The following is a 16425-nucleotide window of genomic DNA, read 5'->3' as shown; positions in this document are numbered from 1 at the left end:
GTTTTACTGACGATGATTGTGTTGCTCGCCCGGCAACTCGGCGCCGTGCGCGCGGATCGCGGCAATCAGTTCGGCGGGCGTGATTTCGTAGCGCACTTCGCGATGTATGCCCGGTTTGCGCTCATCGACTTCGATCAGCAGGATGCCTTTGCCGTCTTCGGTCGATTCGAGGCGCAGCGAGCGGAGTTCGCGCGCCGTTGCGTCGTCGTATTCGGTGAGCAGGGCCATTGACCCGGAGGACCCGGTGATGCGCATCGAAGTTGTCCTTCTTCCGTTGTTGATCGAATCATTGTACGGGCAGGCGCGCGTACCGTCTGCCGCGCCTGCCCGCCGTGCATGTCCTTCTCTGTCACGCCCGGGTTGTGCTTGAGTGTGGCGCCGCCTGTATGGTGACCCCGGTGCGTTTCAATCAGTTTAACGCGACTCCCCGCTATGACGACTGCATTTTTCATGCTCCTCGGCGGCGCGCGATGTGTGCGCGGTTGTCATGCGGGTGACGTGCGGGCAAGGTAGATGAGGCAATGCATCGCGGTACGGGTGCAGCGCGCAGGAGAGCTTACGGATCGTCAGGACAGCGTAGCGGCGGCTCCCGTATTGACTCACCGTTGGCTGTTCGTCCTGCGGCTCGCAACGCCTCGTATTTCGTCCACCTGCGCCACGATCAGCAAGACCATGAAAAAATGGCCCGTCCGGATAAGCGGACAGGCCGTTAAACGCCGTTGTTACTCGGGTCAGGCTGCCCTTGCAACGATTGGGCGCTGACACTCCCATCCTCTTGCTTCAGTGGCGGCTTGTCGAGGTGGGAGTAATGCCGATCTATCAGATCAATGCGGCGGGGCCGGTAAAAACGCCCGCGCCCCGTGCGAACCGATGCGGTTGAACTGCAGTTAGGTCGGGGTTAAACCAGGCCCGTTGCGTAATACACGGTGATGACGAAGAACACGGCCAACGTCTTGATGACCGTGACCGCGAAGATGTCGCGATACGACTGGCGATGCGTGAGCCCCGTCACCGCGAGCAGCGTGATGACCGCGCCGTTGTGCGGCAGCGTGTCCATGCCGCCGCTCGCCATCGCGACCACGCGATGCAGCACTTCGAGCGGAATGTGCGCGGCTTCGGCGCCCTTGATGAACACGTCCGACATCGCCGCGAGCGCGATGCTCATGCCGCCCGACGCCGAGCCCGTGATGCCCGCGAGCGTGCTGACCGACACGGCCGCATTGACGAGCGGATTGGGGATGCTCTTCAGCGCATCGCCGACCACGAGGAAGCCCGGCAGCGCCGCGATCACGCCGCCGAAGCCGTATTCCGACGCCGTGTTCAGCGACGCGAGCAGCGCGCCCGCGACCGCCGCCTTGGTGCCGACCGCGAAGCGCTGGCTCACGCGGCCGAACGCGGTCACGACGACCATCACGATGCCGAGCAGCAGCGCGCCCTGCACGGCCCAGATCGCGACCACGGCCTTGACCGTCGTTTCGACCGGCGCATGCAGGCCGGGCAGGATGTCCGGCGTGATCGTGTAGGTCGGGCCGTACCAGGTCGGAATCCAGCGCGTCAGCAGGAAGTTCGCGACGCCGACCACGACGAGCGGCGCAACCGCGAGCAGCGGATGCGGCAGCTGCTTCGACTCGACGCGCTCCGGTTCGTTGACGAGCTCCGTGCCGTAGCCTTCGCCGGTCGCCATCGCGGCGCGGCGGCGCCATTCGAGATACGTCAGGCCGACCGCGATGATGAACAGCGAGCCGATCACGCCGAGCGTCGGCGCGGCCCACGAGGTCGTCTTGAAGAACGTCGTCGGGATGATGTTCTGGATCTGCGGCGTGCCGGGCAGCGAGTCCATCGTGAACGAGAACGCACCGAGCGCGATCGCGCCGGGCATCAGGCGCTTCGGAATATTGCTCTGGCGATACAGTTCGGCCGCGAACGGGTAGACCGCGAACACGACCACGAACAGCGATACGCCGCCGTAGGTGAGCAGTGCGCACACCGCGACGATCACCGCATTCGCGCGCGAGCGGCCGATATAGCGGATCGCGGCTGCGACGATCGCTTCCGAGAAACCCGACAGTTCGATGACCTTGCCGAACACGGCGCCGAGCAGGAACACCGGGAAGTAGAGCTTCACGAAGCCGACCATCTTGTCCATGAAGATGCTCGTGAAGACGGGCGCGACGGCGGCGGGTTCGGTGGCGAGAACGGCGGCGAGCGCGGCGATCGGCGCAAACAGGATGACGCTGTAGCCGCGATACGCGGCGAACATCAGGAACGCCAGCGCGGCGAGGACGATGACAAAGGACATTGAGTCTCCAAAGCTTGGTTGTTCTGCATGTAGGCCGCGCTGACGATACGGCGGGGCGGCGGCGAAAGCGCGTGCTCGTGCCGTGCCCGATGGCGTGAGCCGGACGCTTGTGACGGCATCGCGAGGCAACGCGGCCGATTGTACAGAAACGTCTCCGATTCGGGACGTCATTGTGCTGAAGATAGTCAAAACCTAGGATAAACCTCAATAAAACAGGCTTTGCCGCGTGTCTCTAAATGGAGATAATCGTGTCCACGAAAAGAGACAAAAACAAGCACTACGATACGTGGAGACAGCGACAGCATGATGACCGACTGGGCGGGCTTGCCCGCCACCTACGGCGACGTATTGCGCCGGGCGATGGATTCGCTCTTTCGCACGTTCGAGAATTTCAGCGAAGGCACCTTCATCGTCGACGCGCAAGCGCGCGTCGTCTGGATCAACAAGCGCTACGCGGCGCGCTTCGGCTTCCCGGACCCGCAGCAGGCGATCGGCCGCGATTGCGAAGCGGTGATCCCGAACAGCCTGATGCGCGAGGTCGTGAACACCGGCAAGCCGATCCTGCTCGACATCATGGAGACGGATCGCGAACCGCTCGTCGTTACGCGTCTGCCGCTCAAGGACGACGCCGGCGCGACGATCGGCGCGGTCGGCTTCGCCCTGTTCGACGAATTGAAGGCGCTCACGCCGCTCTTTTCGCAGTACTCGCGGCTGCAGCAGGAACTGATCGCGACGCGCCAGTCGCTCGCGCAGGCGCGTCGCGCGCGCCATACGTTCGGCAGCTTCGTCGGCACGAGCGCGGCGTCGCTCGAAGTGAAGCGCCAGGCGCGGCGCGCGGCGCAACTCGAAGCGCCGGTGCTGCTGTCCGGCGAAACCGGCACCGGCAAGGCACTGCTCGCGCATGCGATCCACGGCGGCTCGGCGCGCGCGCATCGGCCGCTCGTGAGCGTCAACGTCGCGGCGCTTCCGGAGACGCTGCTCGAAGCCGAACTGTTCGGCGCCGCGCCCGGCGCGTATGCGGGCACGGACCGCAAGGGGCGCGTCGGCAAGTTCGAGCTTGCCAACGGCGGCACGCTGTTTCTCGGCGAAATCGGCGATCTGCCGCTGCCGTTGCAGGGCGCGCTGCTGCGTGTGTTGCAGGACAAGGAATTCGAGCCGCCCGGCTCGAACCGGATCGCGCACGCGGACGTGCGGATCATCGCGGCGACCTCGGTGGACTTGCCCGCGCTAGTCGCGGCCGGGCGTTTTCGCGCGGACCTGTTCTACCGGCTCAACGTGCTGACGATCCACGCGCCCGCGCTGCGCGAGCGTCCGTCCGATATCGAAGCGCTTGCGTATGCGATGCTCGAAGACCTCGCGGCGCAGACGCGCGGCGGCGCTCACTTCGAATTGCAGGACGACGCCTTGCGCCTGCTCTGTGCATACGACTGGCCCGGCAACGTGCGCGAGTTGCGCAACACGCTCGAGCGCGCGGTGATGCTGTCCGACAGCGAGCGGATCGACGCGCGCACGCTCGCGCCGTTCCTCGGCGCGGGGCAGGGCGGCGCGTTTGCCGCCGTCTTGCCGAAGGCAGCCGGGCCGGCCCATGCCTCCGGTGCCGCGGACCTCGCGGATATCGCCGCCGCACCGGCCTTATGGAGCGACGCCATGGCCGCCTACGAGAAGCGTTTCCTCAGCGATGCGTTGCGCGCGAACGGCGGCCGTGTGATCGACACCGCGAAGCAGATCGGCATGGGCCGCGCGACGCTGTACAAGAAGATCGCGGCGCACGGCATCGAGGTCTGAGCGGCGCGTTCGCGCGCATGCCGCCGCAAGTGACGCAGTGCGAGTGCCGCGTGGCACAATCGCGTGATCGAACAACAAGACGTGATCGGGGCATCCAATGAAACGCTGTCTTTCTCTCTTCGCGCGCCGTTCGGGCATCATGCTGGCTGCCGGTGCGGTCGTCGCGCTCGGCGGTTGCAGCAGCAGTGCGCCGTTGTTTCTCTCGGATGGCCGCGCGACCACGCTCGTGCAATGTCCGGTCGGCTCCGACTCGTGTTCCCAACAGGCGAGCGCCAGCTGCAGCGGCGCATACGACGTCGTGCGTCAGTCGAGCGAGGGCGGCACGCTCAGCCTGATCTACGCCTGCCGCGCGAAGTAACCGGCACGCCAGTCACGCCAACGCCGCGCCGGTGCAACGCCGGCGCCGCCCGTACAGTCGCTACGGCACCGGCGCTTTCTGCGGATTGCGATCCAGTAAAACATGCGGGCTTTTCAGGCGCTATACATTGACGCTGCGCCAGTTAATCGTTTTTCCACCGCCTCAATCTCTTTATTTAGCATGCTCGTATTATTTCGACGAGCGCATGGCCGTCACAAATCGGTGCGTGTAATACACGTCCGATATCGGGTTGACATACAACATGGCTTTTACGAGCGGCGCTTTACCGGAGGCGCGCCGTGTACCCCCACAATTATTTTCCGCGAGAACATGGATTAAGCGTTAGCGGGTTCACCGTCGAACGTCGTCGGTGCGGAAGGTAACGGAACGCGAAGTTCGACAGCAGTATTCTTTTTAAACCGTTAGCGATTTAACCCCCGGCGGGCAGATTTTGCCGGGTTTTTCTGATGCTAGCAGGCGCTCAGGAAGTATTTTCCGCTCACGGTCGGGCCATGTCAGCGTGCGCTGGCTATCGCACTCATGTTTCGATTTTGCTTCGATATTAATCAATAGAAAACGGGGAAAAGCAATGAATCATCAGCAACTCGAAAAAGACATTGAGCATCTGGAGCAGATAATTTCCCATATTTCCGCAGAAGACCGTATTCCGTTGTCCTATTGGCGCAACCGGATCGAACTGGTTTCCTGCGCGGCTCTGGTGCCGTCGCAGGCCACTCGCGTCAAACGCCTGAATGCGGCGCTTAATGCACTCGAAAAACGGCGGAAAGTTTAATTGCCGGGAACCTGATTCCGGCAATCAAGGAAGTCCATGCATTCTTCGGCCGGGCAATTTTTTCGACCCGGCATGCGCCTATCGCGCTCGCGCGGCTGACTGGTCGAAGCCGCAAAAGCGCTGGCCGGTGCGCCCTCCCGATCGTCGACGATTGAGCGCCTTGAGTGTGCCTCGTGCCCATCGCACTCATCGCGCGGGCGGCACGGCTCGCGCGGTCATTCAAGCCATCCAGGTATACGCCGCATTCACACGGTCGCGCGATTCACTATGCTGTGCTTGATTCCTCTGATAGTGTCCGCACAGCACAGCAGTTCGTCCAATGAGTGGGGAGCACCGGCATGGCCTCTTACAAACAGTTGACCGCACAACTCGAAAAACTCCATAAGGAAGTCGCTGTGGCTCGCGAACGCGAAATCGCGCAGGCCATTGCCGAGATCAGGCAGAAGGTGGCCGAATACGATCTCACCGCCGAGGAACTCGGTTTCACGAGCCCGGCGAAGCCGAAGCGCAAGGCTGCTTCGGCAGGGGTTGCCAAGTACCGCAACCCGAAAACTGGCGAAACGTGGAGCGGTCGCGGGCGTTCGCCCGCCTGGCTGGCCGGCAAGAATCGCGAGCGTTTTCTGATCGACGTTTGAGGCGTTCCGGCGCCGTTGGTCCATGCTCACCGACGCTTATCGAAGGCGTCGATGCTCGCCGTGATTCGCTGCCGCCTTCTTTTCCCGATGTGATCCGCTTTCATCCGCGCCGTTGTCCAGGTCCTGAAAACGCTCACCTTTGAGCCGGGTTCGAATGCGAGTCGCGAGCTTTGTCGATGCGTTCGAGACTCGCGTGCTCGCTTCGGTGAGCCAGGTTTTATTGCGCGACGCACCGCCGGGCGCATACGCCGCCGCTGCGTTCCGGTGGCATACAGCGCTTGCCGAAAACCCGTACCCGCCTTTGCTGGCGGGCGTTTCCAGGCGTTTTCGAGCGGTTCGGCGCGGCGTATCGATAGCGATGCAGAGCGTTGCCGCCGTTTCTCCACGGCTTGCTTTTACGTTCCGTGCGCCGTAGCAGGTGCAGGGATGATCTTCGCGATCCTCACCTTTCGTCGCGTTTCGATTGCCATTGGCGAGAGTCCCGAAAACGCTCACCTTTCCCGCGCGAATGCGCACGCCGGCGTCCATGCCCGAGCATCGGGCGGCCCATGCCCCGCCCATCGCGCCGTTTCCACCGACCCCCTTTCCCCCGGCCGCCGCGCCGGACGTGTATCATTCGCACCTTGCGCGGCGATTCCCGCATTGTCGAACGCTGAGCCATGACCCGTTCGCCCGTCGTTTTCGACGCGGCACGAGCCGGTCGATCCCGGCTCTCGTCCGACTCCCGCAACTCGACGCCGCCGCGCCACGCGCGGCATACCGGCCGCCCGAGGCCGCGGCAATCGCCCGAACCCCTTTCCGTGACCGCCCGATCCGATGTCAGTCTCCGAACTCAAACGCCGCCGCACGTTCGCGGTCATTTCCCACCCGGACGCGGGTAAAACCACGCTGACCGAAAAGCTGCTGCTGTTCTCGGGCGCGATCCAGATTGCCGGCACCGTGAAGGGCCGCAAGAGCAACCGCTACGCGACGTCCGACTGGATGGAGATCGAAAAGCAGCGCGGCATTTCGGTCGCGAGTTCGGTGATGCAGTTCGAGTACGGCGATTGCGTCATCAACCTGCTCGACACGCCGGGCCACGAGGACTTCTCCGAAGACACCTACCGCGTGCTGACCGCGGTCGACGCCGCCGTGATGGTGATCGACGGCGCGAACGGCGTCGAAGCGCAGACGCTGAAGTTGCTCGAAGTCTGCCGCAGCCGCAAGACGCCGATCGTTACCTTCATCAACAAGCTCGACCGCGAAGTGCGCGAGCCGCTCGAACTGCTCGACGAAATCGAGCAGCACCTTGGCGTGTCGGCGGTGCCGTTCACGTGGCCGATCGGCATGGGCAAGGATTTTCAGGGCGTCTATGACGTCCAGCGCGACCAGGTGCGCGTGTTCCGCGCGGGTCAGGACACGGCCGGCGGCGAAGTCGAAACGCTGCAGGCGCTCTCCGACGAGGAAGGCGAGCGCCGTTTCGGCCACGCATGGGTGCGCGCGAAGGAAGAGATCGACCTCATCAGCGGCGCGACGCCCGCGTTCGATCGCGAGCAGTTCCTCGCGGGCCAGCAATCGCCGGTGCTGTTCGGCTCGGCGATCAACAACTTCGGCGTGAAGGAAATTCTCGACGCGCTCGTCGATCTCGCGCCGCCGCCGTCGATGCGCATGACGGTGCAGCGCCCCGTGCTGCCCGAAGAGCCGAAGTTCACCGGCGTCGTGTTCAAGGTGCAGGCGAACATGGACCTCGCGCACCGCGACCGCGTCGCGTTCATCCGCGTGTGTTCGGGGCGTTTCGAGCGCGGCATGGCGGTGAAGGTCACGCGCTCGAACAAGACGTTCCGCGCGAACAACGTCGTGACGTTCCTGTCGCAGCGCCGCGAGACCGTGAGCGAGGCGTATCCGGGCGACATCATCGGGATTCCGAATCACGGCACGCTGAGTCTCGGCGATACGCTGACCGAAGGCGAGCAACTGCAATTCGTCGGTTTGCCGTTCTTCGCGCCGGAAATTTTCCAGACCGTCGAAGTGGTCGATCCGATGCGCGCGAAGCAACTCGGCGAAGCGCTGAAGCAGCTTGGCGAGGAAGGCGCGATTCAGGTGTTCCGTCCCGAAGCGGGCGGCCTGATGATTCTCGGCGCGGTCGGCCAGCTGCAGTTCGAGGTGGTGTCGCACCGGCTGTCGACGGAGTACAAGGTCGACGTGCGCATGGCGCCGGCGCGTTACCGCCTGTCGCGCTGGGTGACCTGCGACGACGCGGCCGAGCTGCGCCGCTTCACCGATTCGTACTCGGCGCGGATCGCGCTCGATGCGTCCGACGCGCCGACCTATCTGGCCTCGCACGTGTCGGAGATCGAAGTCGCGCAGAAGGCGTGGCCGAAGATCGTGTTCAACGAGTTGCGCGAGCACTCGGGGGCACCGTTCAGGAGGACGATGTAAGGGCGTGAGGCGAGCGATAAGTCCGCTTTTCGCCGCTTCGCCTCCGAGCTTTTCAGCGCTGCATGGAGAAAAAACCGCGTCGGTTCATATCGACGCGGTTTTTTCTTTGCGGCGCGGAACATCGCGACACCGCGATACTGCGGCGCAGTGCGTCAACCACACGCATCGCCGCATTTTCGGCACCTCATCCCGCAGCCAAGCCCCCAGCGCCTGCACATACCGCTCCATCACCGGCAATCCGGAATGCGCGTCCGACTTCGCCTATGCTGACGGAAGCGCCCGCCTCGTCGCGAAGCCGGCTCTTTTCCACTCCAACCGCATGGAGCGCCCGTGACCGTTCGCAATCTCGACGCCCTGTTCCGACCCAAATCCGTCGCCGTGATCGGCGCGTCCGAGCGGCCGGGCAGTACCGGCGCGATGGTCTGGGCGCGCGTGCTCGAAGGCGGCTTCACGGGCCCGCTGTGGCCGGTCAATCCGAAGTACGAAACGCTCGGCGGCCACGCGGTGATTCGCGATGCCGGCGATCTGCCGCAAGCGCCTACCGTCGCGGTGATCTGCACGCCGCCCGCGACGTGGCCCGCGCTGATTCATCGGCTCGGCGGCATGGGCACGCGCGCCGCGATCATCGTCGGCGAGGCGCGCGGCGAGGAAAGCCGGCTCGCGCTGCGGCAGGCGCTGTCGGCGGCGCGGCCGCATTTGCTGCGCATCGTCGGGCCGGGCAGCCTCGGCGTGGTGTCGCCGGCGCTCGGCGCGCATCTCGGCGCGCCGTCGTGCACGGTCAAGGCGGGCGGCGTCGCGTGGGTGTCGCAGTCGAATGCGCTGACCAACGCCGTGCTCGGCTGGGCGCAAGCGCGCGGGCTCGGCTTTTCGCATGCGGTGGCGCTCGGCGAGGAAGCCGACGTCGACGCTGGCGACGTGCTCGACTACCTCGCGAGCGATCCCGGCACGCGCGCGATCCTGCTCGAACTCGATAGCGTGCGGGCCGCGCGCAAGTTCATGTCGGCCGCGCGCGCGGCGGCGCGCAACAAGCCGGTGCTGGCGCTGCGCTCGGGCCGCGCCGATCCCGCCGATGGCCTCTACACCGCCGCGTTCCGGCGCGCGGGCCTCGTGCGCGTCGATGCGCTCGACGATCTGCTCGACGAAATCGAAACGCTCGGCGTGGGGCGTGTGGCGGCGGGTGGCACCGCGACGCTGATTACGAGCGACCGGGGGCTCGCGACGCTCGCCTGCGATGCGTTCGCGGCCGCCGGCGGCATGCTCGCGCCGTGGCCCGCCGAGGTGTCGGAGGCGCTGCGGGAAGCGCTGCCGCACGCGGCCGGCGGCAATCCGCTGCAACTCGGCGACAACGCGCGTCCCGAGCATTTCGGCACCGCGCTGAAGCTGCTCGCCGAGCATCGCGACACGGGCACCGCGTTCGTGGTCCACGCGCCGACGCATGGCGCGCCGGTTGGCGAAGTCGCGCAGGCGCTGATCGAGCATCAGCGTTTCGCGTATCGAGGGCTGCTCGCGTGCTTCTTCGGCGGCGTCGATGCGACGATGCGCGACGCGTTGCACGCGCAGGGCATTCCGGTTCATACGACGCCGCAGCGGCTCGCGCGCGCGTTCGCGCGTCTCGTCGATTACCGGCTCGGCCGCGAACTGCTGATGCAAACGCCGGAGGGTTTGCCCGCGCGGATTCCCGAGGCGATCGACGCGGCGCAGGCGCAGGTCCGGGAGACGCTGGCGGCGGGCGAGAGCCGGCTCGCGGGGGCCGCGGCGGCGCGGTTTCTGGGGCGCTTCGGCTTGCAGGTGGAGGGGCATGAGGGCGCGGACGCGGCGCGGCGCGCGGCAAGTCATGCGGCGGGCGGCGTGGTCGATGGCGCAACAGGCGGCGCAACGAACGAAGCAACAGATGAGGCAACGGGCAGCGCGCCAGGCAACACCGCCAGTACGACGCCAAGCGCTACGGTAAACGCTACGGCACAGCCCCCAAATCCCATCGTCGACATCACCGTCGAACTCCACGATGACGACAACTTCGGCCCCGTATTCCGCTTCACCACGCCGCCCGTCGATGGCGTGTTCGAGGCGATACGCGTCTACGGCCTGCCGCCGCTCAACCCGATGCTCGCGCGCGATATCGTCACGCGTTCGCACTACGCGCGGCTCGTCGCGCCGGAGCCGACGCTCGCGGCGCTGACGTCGCTCTCGCAGGCGGTCTGCGAGGTGCGCGAGATCGTCGGGATTGCGTTGCGGCTCAGGGTCTACGCGGATCGCGTGACGGTGGTCGATCCCGTGCTCAGTCTCGGCGCGCAGCGCAGCCGCCTCGCGATCGTGCCGTATCCGCGCCGCTTCGAGGAGACGCTCGACTGGCACGGCATGCGCGTGACCGTGCGGCCGATTCGTCCCGAAGACGAAATCGCGCATCGCGACTTCGTGCAGGCGATGACGCCCGAGGATTTGCGCTTGCGCTTCTTCGGCGCGGTCGGGGCGTTCGATCATTCGCAGCTCGCGCGCATGACGCAGATCGACTACGACCGCGAAATGGCGCTGATCGCGACGATCGACAACGAAGCGGGCGTCGCGCAGACGCTCGGCGTGGTGCGCGCGGTGGCCGATCCCGACAACGAGACGGCCGAATTCGCGGTGGCCGTGCGCTCGGACCAGAAAGGCCGGCGCCTCGGCCAGTTGCTGATGCAGCGGATCATCGCGTACGCGCGGGCGCGCGGCACTCACTGGCTGGTGGGCGAGGCGTTGCGCGAGAACGGCGCGATGATCGCGCTCGCGAGGTCGAGCGGCTTCACGATCACGCGGACTGACGATCCCGGCGTGGTCGGCTTCCGGATGGCGCTCGACGAAAGCGTCGAGGCGGATACGAAGAGCGGGCCGAAGTTCGGGGAGCCGCAGCCCGCGCGTTGAGCGGTTGAGCCAGCCCGGCTTACGCCGCCAGCTTCCCCGCGGCCTCGTCGACCTGCTCGCGCGTCACGGCGAGTTCGTCGAGCCAGGCCTGCGCGTACACCGCGCCGGTTTCGCGCTCGAGCCGCGCGATCGTCGCCGCACAACGGTTCGCATCCTTCAGCGTCGAGATGAACGACTTCACCGACTCGCCGCCCTTGAACGCATCGAACAGCGGCACGCGGATTTCGTCGGGCAGCGCACGCGTCGTCCATTGATACGGCTTGCCGTTGAACGTCAGCGACGGCGGCAGCACGCGCTCCTTGCGCGCGGCCGGAATCAGGCCGAAGGTGCGCGCCGCTTCGCCGATCTGTTCGGAAGAAAACAGCTCGTCGGGCGTGATGTCGAATTGCTGGATGAAGGTCTCGATGCTTTGCATCGCGGCGGCGCGATCGTCGCGGCGCTTTTGCGCGTGAGCGACGATGTCGCGCAGTTCGTCGGCTTCTTCAGGGGTGATCGTGAAGCTCGACTGCTTCTGCTGGAGTTCGGAAAAGCGCTGAAATTCGGAATCGGTCAGAAGTTTGGCCATTGCTCAATCGATGCGCGCACGAGTCTGCTCATGCGGCGTAATTTTGGAAGGGTCGCCATTCTAAACCATGTGGGGGAGTGGTCACGATGCCGGGAGTGAAACTGGGGCCGCGCCATGAATGTTGGGGTGTAGCGGTTCGTGGCGTTGAGCGCAGAGCAACGAATAGCGTGCGGCCCGACAGAAAATGCCCTGATTACCTTGCCTAACGGGGGCGACACAATTAGATTGTTAAAAATGACTATCCTGAAATTAAATATTGAAATTTAAGATGAATCCGCAATTAGAATCGGTAGCGAGGAGTCGTCAAGGAAATTCGAAAATAAACGGAAATTGAAATGGCCGATATCTTTATCAAGATCGACGGTATCACCGGTGAATCGCAGGACACAACGTATCCTGATGAAATCGAGGTTCTTGGTTGGAATTGGAAAATCACACAGCAGTCCAGCATGCATTCCGGTTCGGGTCGTGGTGCAGCTAGGGCAACAGTTTCGGATTTGCATTTCGTACACAGGATCGATCGTGCAAGTCCTAATCTGGCGAGTTACTGTTTTCGGGGAACACATGTTCCTAAGGCCGTGCTCACCATGCGTAAGGCCGGCGGTGCTCCTCTGGAGTATCTGAAAATCACGCTGTACGACGTGATTGTTTCGCACGTTGAGCCGGCGGCCAATGACGGCCTGGATTTGGAGCCTGTCGCGCTGTCGTTTGCACGCATCAAGAAGGAATATGTAGTGCAAAGCGCGACTGGCGGCAGTCGGGGGACAGTGACTGCGTTGATTGATGTGAAGCAGAATAATGTCAGTTGAGATTACGCAGCAATGAATGAATGCGAGCGGCTACTAAATGACGAGTCAACGTCTCCAGTAAATCACTATTCGTATGGGGACGCAATGATCTTACGGCCTGTGAGTTGTACATTGCGGTGCTGACGGAGGAAATATGTAAGCGACTGGGCGCGGCGGATGTTGCTGCGATTATTGCATTCTTGATCGGTCAGCCGTTTCTCACAACCAGACAGAAATTTGCAGGCACTACGCCCGGAATTTCCATCGCATCGCAGATCGCCAGGGAGCTTCTTGATTTCAATCTTCCAGTTAGAGTTCCAACGCTGACCAATCAGTCTATGGCGGCCTTGCGCTTTTCAATGACGTGCAATCTTGGGGCCGTTGTAGGTCGATGGACGCCTCAAATTGGCGCGATGATCGTGGTTTATGACGTTGTTATGATTGATCTCACGACTACTTTGCACTTCAACAAGCTCGCAAAACCAGAGGACAGAATCAGTGATCGAACGGTCGGAGCACTCGGCTAAAGAGGCATGGCAACAGCTCGAGAAATTCCTGAGAGAGCGGAAATATCTGTCTCTGCGTGAGGTATTGCGGCCTGATATGGATATTCGATGGGATTTGGGAATGGATGGACACGATGCCGTACATTTTTTTCCCGACTTCTTCGAGGTATTCCAGATCAGGAGCGGCGACTTTACATACGATAAGTATTTTGATGGGGGGGGCGTCAATATTTTTTCTACCGTATGCACGCTTTTATTCGCGCTGTTCTTCAAAAAATTTCGCAAAGAGGTACGCGAAAAAAACGAATCGACAAAACTAACGGCCGGGATGCTCCAACGTGCTATCGAACTCGGTATGTGGGATAGCCAACGCCTGATGGAGCCGGAAAAGTAATAACCGAACGGCCCGCTGACATACGGGCTTTTTTTGCAACGGTGTTGAGTCCATCGCGAAGTGCACGCGTCTACTCGTTCCCCTTCCAATCAAAACCCGCCCTGCATCAATCCGGTAACGCAGTGGGCAAATCCCGTTCGCGCATGGTAAAACACCAGACACCCAGGCATGGAACCGGAGAAAGAGCTTCGCACGGGACCCGAGTAGGCGCTCAAGCACCCACTTCGGATCGCTAGCCCAAGAAAGCCCTCACTCCGGTCAACAAGGAGACGCGCTCAATGACCGCAGCGATCGGTTCGAAGATCGGGCAGCGGCGCCGTATCGGCCGCGGCTCGCTGCAAGTGAGCGGATTGGGTCTCGGCACGGCGCCGCTCGGCGGCCTGTACCACGATCTGTCCGACGAGGAGGCTCATGCGACCATCGCCGCCGCATGGGACGCCGGCGTGCGTTACTTCGACACCGCGCCGCACTACGGCAACACGAAGGCCGAGCATCGGCTCGGCACCGCGTTGCGTCATTATCCGCGTGGCGAGTACGTGCTTTCCACCAAGGTGGGGCGGCGCTTCGTGCCGCGCACCACGCCGTTCGACGACCGCGAGGGCTGGCAGAATCCATTGCCGTTCGAAGCGATCTACGACTACACGCACGACGGCATTCTGCGGTCGTTCGAGGATAGCCAGCAGCGCCTCGGCATCGTCGACATCGACATCCTGCTCGTGCACGACATCGGCCGGCTCACGCACGGCGCTCAGCACCCGCACTACTGGCGGCAATTGACCGAAGGCGGCGGCTTTCGCGCGCTCGACCGGCTGCGCTCGACGGGCGCGATCAAGGCGGTCGGCCTCGGCGTCAACGAAGGCGCCGTCATACTCGACACGCTGGCCGAGTTCGATATCGATTGCGCGTTGCTGGCCGGCCGTTATACGCTGCTCGAACAGACCACCCTCGACGATCTGCTGCCCGCGTGCGAAGCGCGCGGCGTCGGCATCCTGCTAGGCGGCGCGTTCAATTCGGGCATTCTGGCGCGCGGCGTCGCGGGCGATCTGAAGTTCAATTACGGCAACGCGCCGCCCGACGTGATCGAGCGCGTCGCGCGTCTGGAGGCGGTCTGCCGCGTGCATCAGGTGCCGCTCGCCGCCGCCGCGTTGCAGTTTCCGTATGCGCATCCGGCGGTCGCCACCGTGCTGACCGGCGCGCGCAGTGCCGACGAATTGCGCGAGAACGTCGCGTCGTTCGAGCAGCCGATCCCCGCGGCCTTGTGGTCCGCGTTGCGCGATGAGGGTCTGCTCGACGCGCGCGCCCCCGCCCCCGCCCCCAAGGATTGACTGGATCATGCCGATCGACGCTCACCAGCATTACTGGGACCCTGCGCGTGGCGACTACGAGTGGCTCACGCCGGAGCTGAAAATTCTCTACCGGCCGTTCGGCCCCGCGGATCTGCGGCCGCTGCGCGAGCAGGCGGGCGTCGAGCGGACCGTGGTCGTGCAGGCGGCGCCCACGCTCGACGAAACGCGCTATCTGCTCGACCTCGCGCGGCACGAGCCGTCGATTGCCGGCGTGGTCGGCTGGGTGCCGCTGCTGCTGCCGAACGCGCCCGACCTGATCGGGGCGCTCGCGCGCGAGCCGAAGTTCAAGGGCGTGCGGCCGATGTTGCAGGACCATCCCGACGACAGCTGGATCGCGAACCCCGATCTCGCGCCTGCCGTCGACGCGCTGATCGCGCACGATCTCGCCTTCGATGCGCTGATCTACACGCGCCATGTCCAGTACGTCGAAACCTTCGCGCAGTGTTTTCCGGCGCTGCGCATCGTCGTCGATCATGGCGCGAAGCCGCCGATCCGTTACGGCCAGGCGGGCTATCAGGCGTGGCGCGATGCGATCACGCGTCTCGCCGCGCTGCCTCAGGTGCACTGCAAGCTCTCGGGGCTCGCGACCGAGGCGTCGCCGGGCTGGACCGAGGACACACTGCGGCCCTACGTCGAGCATCTGCTGGAGGCGTTCGGCCCCGCGCGTCTGATGTGGGGCAGCGACTGGCCGGTGCTCGAACTGAACGGCGACTATCTGCTCTGGCATTCGGTGGCGGCCACGCTGCTGGCGTCGTTGAGCGATGCCGAGCGCAACGCCGTGTTCGGCGGGAACGCCGCCGCGTTTTACCGGCTCTGAGCGCCGGCCATCCCGGACCATTCAGGCCATTCAGGTCATTCAGCAACGTTAGCAGCCCACCCAACTGGAGTCGTAGATGACACAAAGACTGGCCGGCAAAACGGCCCTGATCACCGCGGCGGGACAAGGCATCGGTCTCGCCACCGCCGAACTGTTCGCGCGCGAAGGTGCGCGCGTGATCGCCACCGACATCCGCATCGACGGACTCGCGGGCAAACCGGTCGAGGCGCGCAAGCTCGACGTGCTCGACGGCGCGGCGATCAAGGCGCTCGCCGCCGAGGTCGGTACGGTCGACGTGCTGTTCAACTGCGCGGGCTTCGTGCATGCGGGCAACATCCTCGAATGCAGCGAGGAAGACTGGGACTTCGCGTTCGACCTCAACGCGAAGGCGATGTACCGGATGATCCGCGCGTTCCTGCCGGGCATGCTGGAGAAGGGCGCCGGCTCGATCATCAACATGTCGTCGGCGGCGTCGAGCGTGAAGGGCGTGCCGAACCGCTTCGCGTACGGCGCGTCGAAGGCCGCGGTGATCGGGCTCACGAAGGCCGTCGCCGCGGACTTCGTCACGCGTGGTGTACGCTGTAACGCGATTTGCCCGGGCACGGTGTCCTCGCCGTCGCTCGAACAGCGAATCGCCGCGCAGGCTCAGGCGCAGGGCGCGACGCTCGACGCGGTGCAGGCCGCTTTCGTCGCGCGCCAGCCGATGGGCCGCATCGGCAAGCCGGAAGAAATCGCCGCGCTGGCGCTGTATCTCGCGTCCGACGAGTCGTCCTTCACGACGGGCCAGGCCCATGTGATCGACGGCGGCTGGTCGAACTGATTC

At 64.2% G+C, this 16425-nt stretch carries 16 protein-coding genes; 12 read left to right on the top strand and 4 right to left on the bottom strand.

The genetic code is table 11. The features are described 5' to 3' along the window. Window positions 1–3 precede the first annotated feature (3 nt). Together F3J20_RS18060 and F3J20_RS18055 are read right to left on the bottom strand one after the other, a co-directional pair. Entirely contained in the window at window positions 4–255 is a 252-nt protein-coding gene (locus F3J20_RS18060) for a hypothetical protein (protein ID WP_008921056.1), read from the bottom strand. 643 nt (window positions 256–898) lie between these two features. Continuing rightward, window positions 899–2299, bottom strand: coding sequence for a GntP family permease (locus F3J20_RS18055; protein ID WP_167284103.1), 1401 nt, complete (start codon window positions 2297–2299; stop codon window positions 899–901). Window positions 2300–2602: 303 nt separating this feature from the next. Here F3J20_RS18055 and F3J20_RS18050 point away from each other — a divergent pair, with 303 nt between their 5' ends. The 4 genes from F3J20_RS18050 (at window position 2603) to F3J20_RS18035 (ending at window position 5870) form a co-directional block, all read left to right on the top strand. Next, window positions 2603–4084, top strand: coding sequence for a sigma 54-interacting transcriptional regulator (locus tag F3J20_RS18050; RefSeq protein ID WP_167284102.1), 1482 nt, complete (start codon window positions 2603–2605; stop codon window positions 4082–4084). Between the two features lie 97 nt (window positions 4085–4181). After that, a complete protein-coding gene (locus F3J20_RS18045) occupies window positions 4182–4442 on the top strand; it encodes a hypothetical protein (RefSeq protein WP_167038987.1) in 261 nt (86 codons plus the stop codon). 589 nt (window positions 4443–5031) lie between these two features. Then, complete coding sequence (locus tag F3J20_RS18040) at window positions 5032–5235, top strand: hypothetical protein (RefSeq protein WP_167038989.1); 204 nt, start codon at window positions 5032–5034, stop codon at window positions 5233–5235. 338 nt (window positions 5236–5573) lie between these two features. After that, window positions 5574–5870 (top strand): H-NS histone family protein, encoded by a 297-nt coding sequence (locus F3J20_RS18035; RefSeq protein WP_167038991.1) that lies wholly within the window; start codon window positions 5574–5576, stop codon window positions 5868–5870. A gap of 36 nt (window positions 5871–5906) precedes the next feature. On the opposite strand, the gene F3J20_RS18030 is transcribed toward F3J20_RS18035, so the two are convergent. Then, window positions 5907–6398 carry a hypothetical protein gene (locus tag F3J20_RS18030; RefSeq protein ID WP_167284101.1) on the bottom strand — a complete coding sequence of 164 codons (492 nt, stop codon included), beginning with the start codon at window positions 6396–6398 and terminating at the stop codon, window positions 5907–5909. Between the two features lie 288 nt (window positions 6399–6686). Between F3J20_RS18030 and F3J20_RS18025 the strand changes: the two genes are divergently transcribed. Both F3J20_RS18025 and F3J20_RS18020 read left to right on the top strand, forming a co-directional pair. Continuing rightward, on the top strand, window positions 6687–8288 hold the full coding sequence (locus tag F3J20_RS18025) for a peptide chain release factor 3 (protein WP_167284100.1): 1602 nt from the start codon (window positions 6687–6689) through the stop codon (window positions 8286–8288). A 330-nt stretch (window positions 8289–8618) separates the two neighbouring features. Beyond that, complete coding sequence (locus F3J20_RS18020) at window positions 8619–11186, top strand: GNAT family N-acetyltransferase (protein ID WP_167284099.1); 2568 nt, start codon at window positions 8619–8621, stop codon at window positions 11184–11186. 19 nt (window positions 11187–11205) lie between these two features. Here F3J20_RS18020 and F3J20_RS18015 read toward each other — a convergent pair whose 3' ends face one another. Further along, entirely contained in the window at window positions 11206–11751 is a 546-nt protein-coding gene (locus tag F3J20_RS18015) for a hypothetical protein (RefSeq protein WP_167284098.1), read from the bottom strand. A gap of 335 nt (window positions 11752–12086) precedes the next feature. Between F3J20_RS18015 and F3J20_RS18010 the strand changes: the two genes are divergently transcribed. The 6 genes from F3J20_RS18010 (at window position 12087) to F3J20_RS17985 (ending at window position 16422) form a co-directional block, all read left to right on the top strand. Next, complete coding sequence (locus F3J20_RS18010; RefSeq protein ID WP_167284097.1) at window positions 12087–12560, top strand: type VI secretion system tube protein Hcp; 474 nt, start codon at window positions 12087–12089, stop codon at window positions 12558–12560. Between the two features lie 104 nt (window positions 12561–12664). Next, window positions 12665–13066 carry an STM2901 family protein gene (locus F3J20_RS18005; RefSeq protein WP_167284096.1) on the top strand — a complete coding sequence of 134 codons (402 nt, stop codon included), beginning with the start codon at window positions 12665–12667 and terminating at the stop codon, window positions 13064–13066. Then, complete coding sequence (locus F3J20_RS32415; RefSeq protein WP_167284095.1) at window positions 13038–13439, top strand: DUF1493 family protein; 402 nt, start codon at window positions 13038–13040, stop codon at window positions 13437–13439. The genes F3J20_RS18005 and F3J20_RS32415 overlap by 29 nt, the downstream gene beginning before the upstream one ends. Before the next feature lie 278 nt (window positions 13440–13717). Then, window positions 13718–14764 carry an aldo/keto reductase gene (locus F3J20_RS17995; RefSeq protein ID WP_167284094.1) on the top strand — a complete coding sequence of 349 codons (1047 nt, stop codon included), beginning with the start codon at window positions 13718–13720 and terminating at the stop codon, window positions 14762–14764. 7 nt (window positions 14765–14771) lie between these two features. Continuing rightward, window positions 14772–15602 carry an amidohydrolase family protein gene (locus F3J20_RS17990; RefSeq protein ID WP_167284093.1) on the top strand — a complete coding sequence of 277 codons (831 nt, stop codon included), beginning with the start codon at window positions 14772–14774 and terminating at the stop codon, window positions 15600–15602. A 76-nt stretch (window positions 15603–15678) separates the two neighbouring features. Then, window positions 15679–16422, top strand: a complete 744-nt coding sequence (locus F3J20_RS17985; protein WP_167039008.1) for an SDR family oxidoreductase — start codon at window positions 15679–15681, stop codon at window positions 16420–16422. Window positions 16423–16425 lie beyond the last annotated feature (3 nt).

The organism is Paraburkholderia sp. Cy-641 (genome assembly GCF_011752945.1).
GTDB lineage: Bacteria > Pseudomonadota > Gammaproteobacteria > Burkholderiales > Burkholderiaceae > Paraburkholderia.
Note: the sequence above shows the minus strand (reverse complement) of the source record. Positions and strands in the feature narration are given on the sequence as shown.

Coding starts and splice junctions, on each gene's coding strand:
- F3J20_RS18060 (WP_008921056.1), bottom strand. CDS start 255: ATGCGCATCACCGGGTCCTCCGGGTCAATGGCCCTGCTCACCGAATAC.
- F3J20_RS18055 (WP_167284103.1), bottom strand. CDS start 2,299: ATGTCCTTTGTCATCGTCCTCGCCGCGCTGGCGTTCCTGATGTTCGCC.
- F3J20_RS18050 (WP_167284102.1), top strand. CDS start 2,603: ATGATGACCGACTGGGCGGGCTTGCCCGCCACCTACGGCGACGTATTG.
- F3J20_RS18045 (WP_167038987.1), top strand. CDS start 4,182: ATGAAACGCTGTCTTTCTCTCTTCGCGCGCCGTTCGGGCATCATGCTG.
- F3J20_RS18040 (WP_167038989.1), top strand. CDS start 5,032: ATGAATCATCAGCAACTCGAAAAAGACATTGAGCATCTGGAGCAGATA.
- F3J20_RS18035 (WP_167038991.1), top strand. CDS start 5,574: ATGGCCTCTTACAAACAGTTGACCGCACAACTCGAAAAACTCCATAAG.
- F3J20_RS18030 (WP_167284101.1), bottom strand. CDS start 6,398: ATGGACGCCGGCGTGCGCATTCGCGCGGGAAAGGTGAGCGTTTTCGGG.
- F3J20_RS18025 (WP_167284100.1), top strand. CDS start 6,687: ATGTCAGTCTCCGAACTCAAACGCCGCCGCACGTTCGCGGTCATTTCC.
- F3J20_RS18015 (WP_167284098.1), bottom strand. CDS start 11,751: ATGGCCAAACTTCTGACCGATTCCGAATTTCAGCGCTTTTCCGAACTC.
- F3J20_RS18010 (WP_167284097.1), top strand. CDS start 12,087: ATGGCCGATATCTTTATCAAGATCGACGGTATCACCGGTGAATCGCAG.
- F3J20_RS17995 (WP_167284094.1), top strand. CDS start 13,718: ATGACCGCAGCGATCGGTTCGAAGATCGGGCAGCGGCGCCGTATCGGC.
- F3J20_RS17990 (WP_167284093.1), top strand. CDS start 14,772: ATGCCGATCGACGCTCACCAGCATTACTGGGACCCTGCGCGTGGCGAC.
- F3J20_RS17985 (WP_167039008.1), top strand. CDS start 15,679: ATGACACAAAGACTGGCCGGCAAAACGGCCCTGATCACCGCGGCGGGA.